Annotated in this window: 12 protein-coding genes; 8 read left to right on the top strand and 4 right to left on the bottom strand. The window is 62.7% G+C overall.

The window, feature by feature from the left end; all coding sequences use genetic code 11:
* The first annotated feature begins 48 nt into the window (after positions 1-48).
* The 3 genes from AC1965_RS06145 (at position 49) to AC1965_RS06135 (ending at position 5,729) form a co-directional block, all read left to right on the top strand.
* Positions 49-1,194 carry an alpha-hydroxy acid oxidase gene (locus AC1965_RS06145; RefSeq protein WP_483886995.1) on the top strand — a complete coding sequence of 382 codons (1,146 nt, stop codon included), beginning with the start codon at positions 49-51 and terminating at the stop codon, positions 1,192-1,194.
* Positions 1,195-1,321: 127 nt separating this feature from the next.
* Positions 1,322-4,762 carry a pyruvate carboxylase gene (locus AC1965_RS06140; protein ID WP_483886404.1) on the top strand — a complete coding sequence of 1,147 codons (3,441 nt, stop codon included), beginning with the start codon at positions 1,322-1,324 and terminating at the stop codon, positions 4,760-4,762.
* Between the two features lie 490 nt (positions 4,763-5,252).
* On the top strand, positions 5,253-5,729 hold the full coding sequence (locus AC1965_RS06135) for a DUF2244 domain-containing protein (RefSeq protein WP_483886403.1): 477 nt from the start codon (positions 5,253-5,255) through the stop codon (positions 5,727-5,729).
* Between the two features lie 10 nt (positions 5,730-5,739).
* Here AC1965_RS06135 and AC1965_RS06130 read toward each other — a convergent pair whose 3' ends face one another.
* Complete coding sequence (locus AC1965_RS06130; protein WP_483886402.1) at positions 5,740-6,624, bottom strand: LysR family transcriptional regulator; 885 nt, start codon at positions 6,622-6,624, stop codon at positions 5,740-5,742.
* Positions 6,625-6,763: 139 nt separating this feature from the next.
* Here AC1965_RS06130 and AC1965_RS06125 point away from each other — a divergent pair, with 139 nt between their 5' ends.
* Positions 6,764-7,357: a class I SAM-dependent methyltransferase gene (locus AC1965_RS06125; protein WP_483886401.1), complete on the top strand. Its 594-nt coding sequence runs from the start codon at positions 6,764-6,766 to the stop codon at positions 7,355-7,357.
* 3 nt (positions 7,358-7,360) lie between these two features.
* Here AC1965_RS06125 and AC1965_RS06120 read toward each other — a convergent pair whose 3' ends face one another.
* A complete protein-coding gene (locus AC1965_RS06120; RefSeq protein WP_483886994.1) occupies positions 7,361-7,819 on the bottom strand; it encodes a GatB/YqeY domain-containing protein in 459 nt (152 codons plus the stop codon).
* Between the two features lie 195 nt (positions 7,820-8,014).
* Here AC1965_RS06120 and carA point away from each other — a divergent pair, with 195 nt between their 5' ends.
* Together carA and AC1965_RS06110 are read left to right on the top strand one after the other, a co-directional pair.
* Positions 8,015-9,175: a glutamine-hydrolyzing carbamoyl-phosphate synthase small subunit gene (gene carA / locus AC1965_RS06115; RefSeq protein ID WP_483886400.1), complete on the top strand. Its 1,161-nt coding sequence runs from the start codon at positions 8,015-8,017 to the stop codon at positions 9,173-9,175.
* Between the two features lie 98 nt (positions 9,176-9,273).
* Complete coding sequence (locus AC1965_RS06110; RefSeq protein WP_483886399.1) at positions 9,274-11,244, top strand: glycosyltransferase; 1,971 nt, start codon at positions 9,274-9,276, stop codon at positions 11,242-11,244.
* Here AC1965_RS06110 and AC1965_RS06105 read toward each other — a convergent pair.
* Positions 11,207-11,860, bottom strand: coding sequence for a GntR family transcriptional regulator (locus AC1965_RS06105; protein ID WP_483886398.1), 654 nt, complete (start codon positions 11,858-11,860; stop codon positions 11,207-11,209). The genes AC1965_RS06110 and AC1965_RS06105 overlap by 38 nt on opposite strands.
* A 99-nt stretch (positions 11,861-11,959) precedes the next feature.
* Here AC1965_RS06105 and AC1965_RS06100 point away from each other — a divergent pair, with 99 nt between their 5' ends.
* Together AC1965_RS06100 and AC1965_RS06095 are read left to right on the top strand one after the other, a co-directional pair.
* Positions 11,960-12,607 carry a pyrimidine 5'-nucleotidase gene (locus tag AC1965_RS06100; protein ID WP_483886397.1) on the top strand — a complete coding sequence of 216 codons (648 nt, stop codon included), beginning with the start codon at positions 11,960-11,962 and terminating at the stop codon, positions 12,605-12,607.
* A gap of 1 nt (position 12,608) precedes the next feature.
* Positions 12,609-13,805 carry a UbiH/UbiF family hydroxylase gene (locus AC1965_RS06095; RefSeq protein ID WP_483886396.1) on the top strand — a complete coding sequence of 399 codons (1,197 nt, stop codon included), beginning with the start codon at positions 12,609-12,611 and terminating at the stop codon, positions 13,803-13,805.
* Here AC1965_RS06095 and AC1965_RS06090 read toward each other — a convergent pair.
* Positions 13,802-14,932: an aminotransferase class V-fold PLP-dependent enzyme gene (locus AC1965_RS06090; protein ID WP_483886395.1), complete on the bottom strand. Its 1,131-nt coding sequence runs from the start codon at positions 14,930-14,932 to the stop codon at positions 13,802-13,804. The two genes, AC1965_RS06095 and AC1965_RS06090, sit on opposite strands and share 4 nt — an antisense overlap.
* Positions 14,933-14,961 lie beyond the last annotated feature (29 nt).

Here is a 14,961-nt window from a genome sequence, read left to right as displayed (position 1 = left end):
GGCTTTCTGGTGCTGGACAATCGCCGCGCCTTGCAGGCAAATACCGCGATGGACCTGCACGCAACCTATCCCGGCCTTGCCGACCTACGCCGCCGCGCCCGCGCGCGTCTGCCTAAATTTGTCTGGGAATACCTCGATTCTGCGACCGGGACCGAGGCTACCAAACACCGCAACCGCCGCGCACTGGATCGCATCGGGTTGATGCCCTCGATCCTGCACGGCGAATTTACCCCTGACCTTTCCACGAAATTGATGGGTCAGTCTGTGCCGCTGCCCTTTGGCATCGCGCCGCTGGGCATGTCCGGGCTGATCTGGCCCGATGCCGAAGGGCATCTGGCCCGCGCCGCCGCCCGCGCAAATATCCCCTACGGCCTGTCCACCGTCGCGGCCCAAAGCCCCGAAGACCTCGCACCGCATCTTGGCCCCCAGGCGTGGTTTCAGATGTACCCGCCCCGCGACCCCGAGATTCGCGCCGATATGCTGGCCCGCGCCCGAGATGCGGGGTTTTCCACGCTGGTGCTGACCGTCGATGTCCCGGTGGCCAGCCGCCGCGAACGCCAGACCCGTTCGGGCCTGACCAGCCCGCCGCGCCTCACGCCGCGTCTGCTGGCGCAGGTCGCCTGCCGCCCCGCCTGGGCACTCGGCATGGCGCGCCGCGGCTTGCCACATATGGCCACGCTCGACAAATACACTCCCGCGACGCAGGCCAACCTGCCGCCAACCGCCCACATCGGCTATCTGCTGCGGACCGCGCCGGATTGGGAATACCTGCGCTGGCTGCGCGATCACTGGGCGGGGCCGCTGGTGATCAAGGGCGTGTTGCGCCCCGAGGATGCAACCGCGCTGCAAAACGAAGGTGTCGATGCGATCTGGGTGTCCAACCACGCCGGCCGCCAGTTTGACGCGGCCCCCGCCAGCATTGACGCCCTGCCCGCCATCCGCGCTGCCACCACCCTGCCGCTGATCTTTGACAGCGGCATCGAAGGCGGCCTGGACATCCTGCGCGCCCTGGCGCTCGGCGCCGATTTCGTCATGCTCGGCCGCGCGTTCCACTTTGCCCTCGCCGCCCTTGGCCCGGTCGGCATCGACCACCTGATCGACATGCTGGCCCGTGATCTGACCGCCAACATGGGCCAGCTTGGCGCACGCGATCTGCGCTCCCTGCCCCCGGCTTTCGACCTCACTGCGCCCTGACCTCTCAGGTTACCGCTATCATACGGCCGACTATTGCAGAAATGTTAAGACAGCACCAAACCGGGCCTTGCGCTGCACCGCAGCATCCCTAAGGTGCCGCTACGATAAGCTGGGGGAGAACCACTTCATGACCGAATTTTCCAAGATCCTGATCGCCAACCGCGGTGAAATTGCCATCCGCATCATGCGCGCCGCCAACGAGATGGGCAAGAAAACGGTGGCGGTCTACGCCGAAGAGGACAAGCTCGGTCTGCACCGCTTCAAAGCGGACGAGGCCTACCGCATCGGCGCGGGCCTCGGCCCTGTGGCCGCCTACCTCAGCATCGACGAGATGATCCGCGTCGCCAAAGCAGCCGGCGCCGACGCGATCCACCCCGGCTATGGCCTGCTGTCGGAAAACCCCGAATTTGTCGACGCCTGCGAACAAAACGGCATCACTTTCATCGGGCCCCGCGCCGAAACCATGCGCGCGCTGGGTGACAAGGCCAGCGCGCGCCGCGTCGCCATGGCCGCCGGCGTGCCCGTCATCCCCGCCACCGAGGTGCTGGGCACCGACATGGCCGCGATCAAAAAAGAAGCCGCCGAAGTCGGTTACCCCCTGATGCTCAAGGCGTCCTGGGGCGGCGGCGGACGCGGCATGCGCCCGATCATGCAAGAATCCGAACTTGAGGAAAAAGTCCTCGAAGGCCGCCGCGAGGCCGAAGCCGCCTTTGGCAACGGCGAAGGGTATCTGGAAAAGATGATCCTCAAGGCCCGCCATGTCGAGGTCCAGATCCTCGGCGACAAACACGGCGAAATCTATCACCTGTTTGAACGCGATTGTTCTGTCCAGCGCCGCAACCAAAAGGTGGTTGAGCGCGCCCCCGCCCCCTACCTGACCGAAGACCAACGCGCCGAAATCTGCGAATTGGGCCGCAAAATCTGCGCCCATGTAAACTATGAATGCGCCGGCACTGTCGAATTCCTGATGGATATGGACGACAACAAATTCTACTTCATCGAAGTGAACCCCCGCGTGCAGGTCGAACACACCGTCACCGAAGAGGTCACCGGCATCGACATCGTGCGCGCTCAAATCCTCATCGCCGAGGGCAAATCACTGGCCGAGGCCACCGGCAAAGCCCGCCAAGAAGACATCACCCTCACCGGCCACGCGCTGCAAACCCGCGTGACAACCGAAGACCCGCAAAACAACTTTATCCCCGATTATGGCCGCATCACCGCCTACCGCTCGGCCACCGGGATGGGCATCCGCCTCGATGGCGGCACTGCTTACGCGGGCGGCGTCATCACGCGCTACTACGACAGCCTGCTGACCAAAGTGACCGCCAAGGCACCGACCCCCGAAATGGCTATCGCCCGGATGGACCGCGCCCTGCGCGAATTCCGCGTGCGCGGCGTGTCGACCAACATCGCCTTTGTCGAAAACCTGCTCAAACACCCTACCTTCCTCGACAACACCTACCACACCAAATTCATCGACCAAACGCCCGAGCTGTTTGTCTTCAAAAAGCGCCGCGACCGCGCCACCAAGGTGCTAACCTATATCGCCGACATCACCGTGAACGGGCACCCCGAAACCAAGGGCCACGCCCTGCCCGCCGCCCATGTACGCGATCCAAAGCCCCCGGCCGCGCGCGGCGAGCCGCAAATGGGCACCCGCAACCTGCTCGAACAAAAAGGCCCCCAAGCCGTGGCCGACTGGATGGGCCAGCAGCGCCAGTTGCTGATCACCGACACCACGATGCGCGACGGCCACCAATCCCTGCTCGCCACCCGCATGCGCAGCCTTGATATGATCAAGGTCGCCCCCGCCTACGCCGCCAACCTGCCACAACTGTTTTCCGTCGAATGCTGGGGTGGTGCGACCTTTGATGTCGCCTACCGCTTCTTGCAGGAATGTCCTTGGCAGCGCCTGCGCGATCTGCGCGCCCGCATGCCCAACGTCATGACACAGATGTTGCTGCGCGCCTCCAACGGCGTCGGCTATACCAATTACCCCGACAACGTGGTGCAGAAATTCGTCGCCACCGCCGCCAACACGGGGGTCGATGTCTTTCGCGTGTTCGACAGCCTGAACTGGGTCGAAAACATGCGCGTCGCCATGGACGCGGTGATCGACGCGGGCAAGGTCTGCGAAGGCACCATCTGCTACACGGGTGACATCTTTGACCCCGACCGCGCCAAATACGACCTGAAATACTACGTCGCCATGGGCAAAGAACTCAAAGCCGCAGGCGCCCATGTGCTGGGCCTCAAAGACATGGCGGGGCTTTTGAAACCCGCACAGGCCCGCGTGCTGGTCAAAGCGCTGAAATCCGAGGTCGGTCTGCCGATCCACTTCCACACCCATGACACGGCCGGTAGCGCCTGCGCCACGATCCTGGCGGCATCAGAGGCCGGCGTCGACGCGGTTGATTGCGCCATGGACGCGCTCAGCGGCAACACATCCCAGGCCACCCTCGGCACCGTGGTCTCGGCGCTGAAACACACCGACCGCGACACCGGAATCGACATGAAGGCCGTACGCGAAGTCTCTGATTACTGGGAAGAAGTGCGCAACCACTACGCCGCCTTCGAGACCGGCATGCAGGCGCCATCCTCCGAGGTGTACCTGCACGAAATGCCCGGCGGCCAGTTCACCAACCTCAAGGCACAGGCCGCCAGCCTTGGCCTTGATGACCGCTGGCCCGAAGTCGCGCGCACCTATGCCGACGTCAACCAGATGTTTGGCGATATCGTCAAGGTCACACCGTCGTCCAAGGTCGTGGGTGACATGGCGCTGATGATGGTCAGCCAGGGCCTGACCCGCGCCCAGGTCGAAGACCCAAAAACCGATGTGGCCTTCCCCGACAGCGTCATCGACATGATGCGCGGCAATCTTGGCCAACCTCCCGGCGGGTTCCCCGTTGGCATCGTGGATAAGGTGCTAAAGGGCGAAAAACCCAATCTGGAACGCCCCGGCAAACACCTCGCCCCCGTCGATCTGGAGGCAACCCGCAAGGAGCTCTCGGACCTGCTGGAAGGCAAGGAAATCGACGACGAAGACCTCTGCGGCTACCTGATGTACCCCAAGGTTTTCCTCGATTACATGGGCCGCCACCGCATCTACGGCCCGGTGCGCACCTTGCCAACCCATACGTTCTTCTATGGTATGGAACCCGGCGCCGAAATCTCGGCAGAAATCGACCCCGGCAAAACTTTGGAAATCCGCATGCAGGCGGCCTCTGAAACTGGCGAAGATGGCGAGGTCAAAGTCTTCTTTGAACTCAACGGCCAGCCCCGCGTCATCCGGGTGGCCAACCGCCTCGCCAAAGCATCGACCGCGCAGCGGCCCAAGGCCGAGGTCGGCAACGACAACCACATCGGCGCGCCGATGCCGGGGGTTGTGGCCTCTGTCGGGGCAACCGTGGGCCAAACCGTCAAGGCGGGCGATCTTCTGCTGACCATCGAAGCGATGAAGATGGAAACCGGCATCCACGCCGAACGCGACGCGGTGGTCAAAGCCGTACACGTGCAGGCCGGCAGCCAGATTGACGCCAAAGACCTGATGGTCGAGTTGGAATAGGGCGCCGCCCCCTCCTCTCTTTTTGGTCCTAAATATTCCCGGGGGGTTTGGGGGGCTGGCCCCCCATTAGGGGTTGGGGTTTGGGGGGCCAGCCCCCCATTCATCACTTGGTTGGGGCGCCAGCTCCTCTGTTATCACCCGGTTTGCCCCCCCCAACACCTGCACCCGCCGCTGGCCCCATGCGGTTTCGCACACCAATCTCCAGCCACAGGCACAGCCTGCGCGACCTTGGTTTACCCTTCTTTAACAAACCCCGCCGCGCGCTCCGTTAATCCACCTGCCGCGCGTCCTGCGCATGCACGCGCGGTGTACGCCCGGTGTACAGGTTGGGACTCTGTTTCAGCCCTGAAAAACAGCCGTTAACCCCCGATTCGCGCTCTCGCCCCAAATCTCCCCCGCCGACCGTTGCGTGCCACCCGCGTCGGCGCGCCGCATTGCAACGGTGCGCCATGCCGCTATCTTTGCCTCACCCCAAGTTCAGAGCCACCTAATGCCCTACAGATGGACAGTCCCGGACCAGACGCTACAGCTCTGGCCACACCAATCCCTGCCCCCGCACGGCTTTGTGGCCTTCGTCGGCATCAGCTTTTGCTTGTCGCTGATCCCCCTGCTCGCCGTTCTTGGCACGGTTCTGCTATGGGGGTTGTTACCCTTTGTAATCGCTGTATTTTCCGCCCTCTACTTTGCCCTTCGGCACAACCACCACAGCCGCCGCCTGACCGAGGTTCTGACCCTCGATGACACTTGGGTACACCTCACCCATAGGCCGGCCTCCGGCCCGGCCAAAGAGTGGCGGTGCAACCGGTACTGGGTTCAGGTTTTCAAATATGACACCGACGGACCTGTGCCGCATTACGTGACCCTGCGCGGCGATGGCCGCGAGGTCGAAATCGGCGCATTCCTCAGCGAAGAAGAACGCATCGCGCTTTATGATGAACTGCGTATTGCATTGCGACGTAACGGGTGAGCTACGAACCTCAACCTAATGATTTCACAAGAAAATCAAAAACAATCCGCATCCGTTGAGAGGTCCGCAAATCGCGGTGCGCCACCGCCCAGATGTCATATTCGAACGGCGGCAACCAAGGTGCCGCCAGCGCCACACCCGCTGTCACATCACCGACATCCGCGGTCATCACACCGATGCCCAGCCCTTGTTGCACCATCTGCCACTGCACCAGATGCGATGCCGACACGATACGGCACCGATCGGACGTGACAGGCACCCCCATCCCGTTCAGCGCCGCCAGCAGTTGCGCATTGTCGTCAAACCCGACAAAATCCGCCTGCGCCAGTTCATCTGCCGTCGCAAACGGCCCGGCCTTTTCCAGATAGCGTTCCTCGGCATAGAACCGCGCCACGCCCGGCCGTAATTTGCGCGCAATGAGGTCAGGTTCCGTCGGCTGCACATGCCGCAAGGCAATATCGGCCTCGCGCCGACGCAGATCGCGCAACCCGTTGCTAGAGACAATTTCTACCGTAATTCCAGGGTGTTGCGCCCGCAGCGCCGCGATGATCGGTGGCAGGACATAGGCAGATGACACCTCGCTTGCCGTGATACTGACATTGCCCTCGACGGACTGCGCCTGCCCCGAGGCAATCCGCGATAATCCCGTTGCCGCCTGCCCCATAGCACGCACATGCTCCAGCATATCCTGACCCGCAGGTGTCAGGACCAGCCCCCGCCCCGCGCGTTCGAACAACGCCACGCCCAACTCTTCTTCCAGCGCCGTCACCTGCCGCCCCAGCGTCGGCTGCGCCAGCCCTAACGCCTGCGCCGCCGCCGACAGCGAGCCTTCTTCGGCGGTGACCAAAAAGGCCCGCGCGCGATTCCAGTCAAAAGTAACAGAGCGCCAATCCATGCAGATTTGCATATCAGATAGGCGGGTCTGGTCAATTTCATTCACAAACGCACAAGGATACACTCACCCAACCCAAGCCGGAGAAACCCCGATGCCCGCCGCCATTCCAAGCCGAAAAAACACCCGTTTCTGGAATTTCATGGCCAGACGCTATGCCAAAAGCCAGATCGCAGATCAGGCCAGCTATGACCGTAAACTGGACGAGACCCGCGCGCTGCTGCGGCCCGATATGACGCTGTTGGAAATCGGTGCCGGCACCTGTAGCACCGCGCTCGTTCATGCCCCGTATGTGGCGCGGATCGACGCCGTGGATCTGTCGCAGAACATGCTGGATATCGGCGCCGAGAAAGCCCGCGTGGCGGGTATCGACAATATCACCTTCACCCAGTCCTCAGCCGAGGAATATCGCGCCGAACCAGAGAGTTACGACATGATCCTCGCGCTGTCCGTGCTGCATCTGGTGCAAGATCACCGTGCCACGCTGACCAAGCTGCATGGGTTGATGAAACCGGGCGGCTATTTGGTGACCAGCACGGTTTGCATGGCCGACATGATGCCCGCGTTCAAGGTCATCTCAGTGCCCGGCCACGCGCTTGGATTGTTGCCATACCTGAGCTATTTTCGGGCGGATACGCTGTTGAATGATATGGCGACGGCGGGGTTCGAGACACTGACCCACTGGCGCCCCGGCCCCAAAAGCGCGTTCTTCGTCATCGCGCGCAAACCCGGGTGAGGCTCAGCTCAACCGGTCTTTGATCATCGGCCCGACAGTGCCAAAATCCATCTGACCGGTATAACGCTCTTTGAGAAGGCCCATGACCTTGCCCATGTCGCGGATCGACGTGGCCCCGATCTCGGCCACGGCGGCGTCGACGGCTGCGGTGGTTTCCTCGGCGCTCAACTGACGCGGCAGGAATTCTTCGATGACTTCGATCTCACTGCGTTCCCGGTCTGCCAGGTCCAACCGCCCGCCTTCTTCATAGGCGCGCGCCGATTCCAGACGCTGTTTCGACATCTTGCTGAGGATAGACAGCACTTCGGCCTCGGGCACCCCATCGTCATTGCCTCCGGCACGTGCGGCAATGTCCTTGTCCTTGATCGCCGCGTTGATCAACCGCAGGGTCGACAACCGCTCTGCGGCCTTGTCTTTCATGGCCTGTTTCAAGGCGTCCGATATGCGCATCCGCAATGACATGGTGTTTTCCCCGTGTTCGCTCATTTCAAGCCTTGCACCATACCTGCTCTGTGGGCCACGAGCAATGGGGGACGACCTGGGGTAACACACTGAATTAAAACGAAATCTCATTTCCGCCAAAGCCTTGACCCGCCCGGCTGCCGGCAGTAGGTTGCCCCCGTTTATCCGCCCATTCTCACGCCCGGAGGCTGCCCCATGTCCGCGCCCGCTCGCCCTCTCCCGACCGCCTGCCTTGCTCTTGCGGACGGGTCGTTATTCTACGGTATGGGCTTTGGTGCCACAGGCCAGACAGTCGCGGAACTGTGTTTCAACACCGCAATGACCGGGTATCAGGAAATCATGACTGATCCGTCCTACGCCGGGCAGATCGTCACCTTTACTTTCCCCCATGTCGGCAATGTCGGCACCAACCCGCAGGATGACGAGACCGGTGATCCGGTCGCCGCGGGTATGGTGGTGAAATGGATGCCAACCACGCCCAGCAGTTGGCGCAATGTGCAGCCGCTGTCAGATTGGCTGGCCGCGCGCGGGCGCATCGCCATTGGCGGCATCGACACCCGGCGTCTGACTCGCGCCATCCGCCACCAAGGCGCGCCCCATGCCGCCCTTGCCCACAGCCCTGACGGTGTTTTCGACATCGAGGCGCTGGTCGCCGCCGCGCGCGGTTTTGCCGGGCTCGAAGGGATGGATCTGGCCAAGGACGTGACCTGTGCGCAGTCCTATCGCTGGGATGAAATGCGGTGGGCCTGGCCCGATGGCTATCCCACCCAGACTGCGGCCAAGCACAAGGTTGTCGCCGTAGATTACGGCGCGAAACGCAATATCCTGCGCTGCCTCGCCTCGGCGGGCTGTGACGTGACCGTCTTGCCCGCAAGTGCCACCTATGAGGACATCATGGCGCATCAGCCGGACGGGGTTTTCCTGTCCAACGGTCCGGGTGATCCGGCGGCGACAGGCGTTTATGCCGTGCCGATGATCCGCGATGTGCTGGACAAGACGGATCTGCCGGTCTTTGGCATCTGCCTGGGCCATCAGATGTTGGCACTGGCCCTCGGCGCCAAGACCACCAAGATGAGCCACGGCCACCACGGTGCCAACCATCCGGTCAAGGACAACGACACCGGCAAGGTCGAGATTACCTCGATGAACCATGGCTTTGCGGTCGATGCACAGACGCTGCCCGCCGGCGTGGTCGAGACACATGTGTCGCTGTTCGATGGCTCCAACTGTGGCATCCGCGTGGATGGCCGCCCGGTCTGGTCCGTGCAGCACCACCCCGAAGCCAGCCCCGGCCCGCAAGACAGCTTCTATTTGTTCGAGCGGTTTGCCGAAGCGATGGCAAGCCGGGCCGTTTAACGGCCCGGTAACCGCGGCCGGGATTTCGGCGCTGTTAACCTTGCTTTAACCCTATATCTTCAGGCTCTCCCTTGTATTTTGCAGGGGGCCGCGCCGGTTTGAGCAATCAGTTTCTTTATCTGTCCGACCCTCAGGGTGCCATCCAGGTGGCGCAGCCCTTGCCGTTCGGCCGATATCTGGTGAACGAAGGTACCATTACCCAAGCCGATCTGCTGCACGCACTTGACCTGCAACGGCGCATCGACGCCCCGCTGGGCGAAATCATGGTCGCGGAGGGGCTGATTGACCGCGATGATATCCTGCTGGCCCTGTCACGCCAACATGGGGCACAGCTGGTCGATCTGAACCGCAGCCCCCCTGATCCGCGCTGTGCGCGCCACCTGCCCGTCGCGGTATGCCAGCAATTTGGCGTACTGCCCTGGCTTGAGGTTGGTGGTGCTCTGATGGTCGCGACCAGCCGCCCCGATCATTTTGACCACCTGCGCACGTGCATGGGGTCGACGGGGCGCCGGATGCTGCCGGTGATCGCGGATGAGCGGCATATTCACACGCATCTGTCACAGCTTTACAGATCGGAGCTGGCGCAAAAAGCCGCGACGCGCGTCCCTGCGGCCCTAAGTTGTCGCAGTTGGGAAACAAGCCCGGCACGTCGACGTTTCTGGGCCATCTTCACGCTTTCGCTGCTTTTACTTGCGCTGGTTCTTGCGCCGCTTTGGGTGCTTTCGATCGCGATGATCTGGGCGCTGATCACCCTGACGATGACGACCACACTCAAGGCCGCCGCGTTTTGGTCGCAACTGACCCATCACACTCCGGCGCGAACCGACGGCGCGGCCCTGTCACCGCCGCAGTACCGCCTGCCGCGCGTGTCCGTGCTGGTGCCGCTGCTGCGCGAAAAAGAAATCGCCGACTCATTATTCAAGCGCCTGTCACGGCTGACCTATCCCAAGTCATTGTTGCAGGTCGTCTTGGTCTTGGAAGAGGGCGATCATGTCACCCGCGACACCATCACGCGCACCAAATTGCCCCATTGGATCAATGTTATAGAGGTGCCAGAGGCCAACGGCCTGACCACAAAGCCACGTGCGCTGAACTATGCGTTGGATTTCTGCCGCGGCAGTATCATCGGCGTCTGGGACGCCGAAGACGCCCCCGAACCGGACCAGATCGAAAAGGTCGTGACCCGTTTCCACAGCGCCCCGGCAAATGTGGCCTGCCTGCAAGGGATGCTGGATTACTATAACAGCCGCAGCAACTGGTTGGCGCGCTGTTTTACCATAGAATACGCCACCTGGTGGCGCGTCATCCTGCCCGGCGTGGCGCGTCTGGGGCTGGTGGTGCCACTGGGGGGGACGACGTTGTTTTTCCGGCGCGACATCCTAACCCGGCTCGGCGGCTGGGATGCCCATAACGTCACCGAAGACGCCGATCTCGGCCTGCGGCTGGCGCGTCATGGCTATGTGACTGAATTACTGTCGACCGTCACCTTTGAGGAGGCAAACTGCCGGGCCTGGCCTTGGGTGCGGCAACGATCGCGCTGGCTCAAGGGATTCCTGATCACCTGGTGCGTGCACATGCGCGCCCCGCGCGCGCTGCTGAAAGATTTGGGGTTTCTAAGGTTTATGGGCGTGCAGACCATGTTTCTGGCGACAGTCTCTCAGTTTGCCATGGCGCCGTTGCTGTGGTCGTTCTGGCTGGCATTGTTGGGTATGCCGCACCCTGTGGCGACCACCCTGGGGCCGCAGGTTATGTGGCTCATGGCCGGTTTTTTCGTTGTCGCTGAGGCGGTTAACCTTGGCATTTCGATGGTTGCCGTTTCTGGCCGCAGCCACCGGCACTTGTTGCCTTGGGTATTGACCCTGCCGCTCTATTTCCCCTTGGGCGTGCTGGCCGCGCTGAAAGGCCTATACGAATTTGTCAGCCGTCCGTTTTATTGGGATAAAACCGCCCACGGACAAACCACAACTATTGAAGAAGAACCCTGTGATCTCAAGGCGCCCTGCCCATTGGCGCGACCTGATCAGCCCGAGACTAGTATTCCTCTTCGCGCCGCGCGGCCTCTTGCTTGAGCCGCGTGATGAATGCCACGGAAATATGCGTGCGAAGAGCGTCATCGGCGCCATCTTCATCGCGCGCTTCGATCCGCTGCACGATCTGATCATGCTCCTGCTGGGCAATCGTGCCGCGCCCCTCCACCGCCAGCGATGACGTGGCCATCAGCGCCATCGACCGATGCACAAGGTCCAGTTGCTGCACCAGATAACGGTTGTGCGACGCCAGATGAATCTGCTTGTGAAACCGCCGATTGGCCCGCGCCAGCGCGCCGGGGTTCCCCGCCAGCACATTGTCCGCATCCACCATCTCGCGCAGAACACGCACCTCTTCGGCAGTGGCGTGACGTGCGGCCAGCCGCGCGGCCAGCCCCTCCAACTCGCCGCGTACCACGTAAAGCTCGGCCATCTGGTTATGATCCAGTGACGCCACGATCAGGCTACGCCCGTCACGCGCCAACAATGACTGGGTTTCCAGCCGCTGCAACGCCTCGCGCACCGGGGTACGCGACACGCCAAAGCGTTCGGCCAATTCACTTTCGACCAGCCGATCACCGGGGCGGTAGGTGCCAATGTCGATCGCCTCAAGAATCATGGAATAGGCGTCGGTAGGGCCGGGTTTAGGGGCAGGCATTGGCAAATATCCTTCTGGTTGCGCTACCTTACCCACCGCGACCATATGCGCAAGGCCGCAGCCCTTGCGCCGCGCGCGCGCTGCGCCTACCAAGTCGCCATGCCACGCGATGCTTTCTCACATGTTTCCACTTGGGTGTTTGATCTGGATCAGACGCTTTACCCGCCGTCTGCCCGCCTGTTTGACCTGATCGAGGCGCGCATGGTCGACTGGGTGATGAAAGCCATCGGCGTTGACCGCGAAAAGGCCAACCACCTACGGCACCACTATTGGCAGACCTATGGCACAACGCTGGCCGGGTTGATGCGCGAACATGGCGTCGATCCCGCCCCCTATCTGACCGATGTGCATGACATTCCGATGGACCGGCTGACCCCGGACCCGGCCTTGGCCACGGCGATCCGCGCCCTTCCGGGGCGGCGTATCGTCTATACCAATGGCTGCGCGCCCTATGCCGAACGGGTGCTGGCCGCGCGCGGGCTAACGGGGTTGTTCGATGCGGTCTACGGCGTTGAACATGCCGATTTTCTGCCCAAACCGGAACGCGCGGCCTTTGACAAGGTCTTTGCGGCAGACGGCTTTGCCACCGACGCCGCCGCCATGTTCGAAGACGACCCCCGCAACCTTGCCGTGCCTCATGCGTTGGGGATGCGCACGGTGCATGTCGCCCCAACCCGTGGGGCGGGCGACCACATTCATTACCACACGGACGATCTGTGTGATTTTCTAAAACGGGTGGTGGGGTAACATGAATTTCGACTGCGATATCATCATCTCGGGTGGGGGCATCGCCGGACTGACCGCCGCCGCCGCTTTTGGCAGCGCGGGATTCAGTGTGATCTGCGTGGACCCGACACCGCCTGTCACAGATGGTGCGGCGGCCGGGGCCGACATGCGCTCCACCGCCTTGTTGCAACCCGCCCGCGCGGTGCTGGAGGATGCAGGGCTGTGGACGCGGCTGATCCCGCACGCCGCCCCTTTGCAGATCATGCGCATCGTGGATGCAGGCGGTGATGACGCGGCGCCGCAGGTCATCCGCGAGTTTGACGCGGCTGACATCTCTGATGCCCCCTTTGGCTGGAATTTCCCGAACTGGCTGTTGCGGCGCGAATTACTGGCCCGGCTCAGCGAGTTACCAAATGTCGATTTTCGCCCCGGCACCGGCACCACAAGCCTGTTCACACGGCAAGCCGAGGCGCGCGTGGGGTTGAGTGACGGCAGCCGGATCAAGAGCCGTCTGGTCATCGCCGCCGATGGTCGCGACAGCCCGATGCGGCAGGCGGCCGGCATCGCGGTAACCACCCGCCGATATGGGCAAAAGGCGCTGGCGTTTTGCGTCACCCACCCGATCCCTCATGAGAATGTCTCGACCGAAGTGCATATGTCGGGGGGCCCGTTTACGCTGGTGCCGCTGCCGGACCGCGACGGCATGCCCTGCTCTGCTGTGGTCTGGATGGACGATGGCCCCGCAACCGCGGCCCGCGCCAATCACGACCCAGCGACGTTCGAGGCCGAGGCCACTGCGCGGTCGTGCAATATGTTCGGCCCGCTTACGCTGGCCAGCCGCCGGGCGCTCTGGCCGATTATCAGTCAACATGCAGCACGGCTAAGCGGTGAGCGTATTGCCCTGATTGCGGAAGCCGCACATGTGGTGCCACCAATCGGGGCGCAGGGGTTGAACATGTCGTTGGCCGATATGTCGGCCCTGCTGGATCTGGCCCGCGCCGACCCGGATGCGTTGGGCGGCGCGCCTATGCTTAACGCCTATCACAAGGCCCGCCACGCCGACATCGCGCTGCGGGTGCGCGGTATCGACTTGCTGAACCGCGCCAGTCAGTCCCGCACGCCGCTCGCCCGCGAGGCCCGCGCGGCGGGCCTGAACGCGCTATATGCGCTGCCGCAGGTGCGGCGGCTGCTGATGCAGTTGGGCCTTGGCCTGCGCTAAAGGACCTCGTCCAGCACCTTGGCCAGACGGGCCAGCGTGGCATCCACATCATAAAGCTTGTCCAACCCAAAAAGCCCCAGCCGGAAGGTGCGGAAATCATCCGGCTCGCCCACTTGCAGCGGTACACCGGCGGCGATCTGCATGCCCTTGGCGGCAAAGGCCTTGCCGTTTTGCACATCCGGGTCAGCGGTATAACTGACCACCACACCCGGCGCTGCAAACCCCGGTGCAGCGACAGAGGTCACACCGCGTTCCGACAGCATCGCGCGCACGGCCTCGCCCAGTCGCCACTGCGCCTCTTTCAGACGGTCAAAGCCGTAATTCTTGGTCTCGAGCATCGTATCGCGAAAGGCGCGCAGGGCATCGGTGGGCATCGTCGCGTGATAGGCATGGCCACCGTTTTCATAGGCTTTCATGATGTCGCGCCACTTGGCCAGGTCCATGGCAAAACTGTCTGATTTTGTCTCGGCCAGACGCGCTTCGGCGCGCGCCGACAGCATCACCAACCCGGCGGAGGGCGACGCGCTCCAGCCTTTTTGCGGTGCCGAGATCAACACATCGACGCCCGACGCTTTCATATCCACCCAGACACAACCCGACGCGATGCAATCCAGCACCATCAACGCACCGACCTCATGCGCCGCCGCCGCCATGGCCGCGATGTAATCGTCGGGCAGGATCATGCCCGAACTGGTCTCGACGTGCGGAGCAAAGACGACCTGTGGCTTACGATCGCGGATTGCCGCCGTCACCTCTTCGATTGGCGCAGGCGCAAAGGGGGCGGGCGTGCTGTTGCCCTGCATCCGTGCCTTCAGCACCTCGGCGCTGGCCGTCAGCCCGCCGGTTTCGATTATCTGGCTCCAGCGGTAGGAAAACCAGCCGTTACGCACCACCAGAACATCCCGGTCGCGGGCGAACTGGCGCGCGACGGCCTCCATCGCATAGGTGCCGCCACCGGGGACCAGCGCCACCGCGTCTGCGTTGTAAACCTCGGCCAACAGGCCCGAGATGTCGCGCATCACGTGTTGAAACGCTGCCGACATATGGTTCAACGACCGGTCGGTAAAGACCACCGAAAATTCATCGAGTCCGCCGGGGTCGACCGGGGTTTTCATGGCTGTGCTCATCGGGGTGCTCCTTGCAAGGTCTTCCTGCA

It is taken from the genome of Sulfitobacter sp. KMM 9851 (assembly GCF_057178245.1).
The sequence above is the reverse complement of the archived record's forward strand: the minus strand, read 5'-3'. Positions and strand labels throughout refer to the sequence as shown.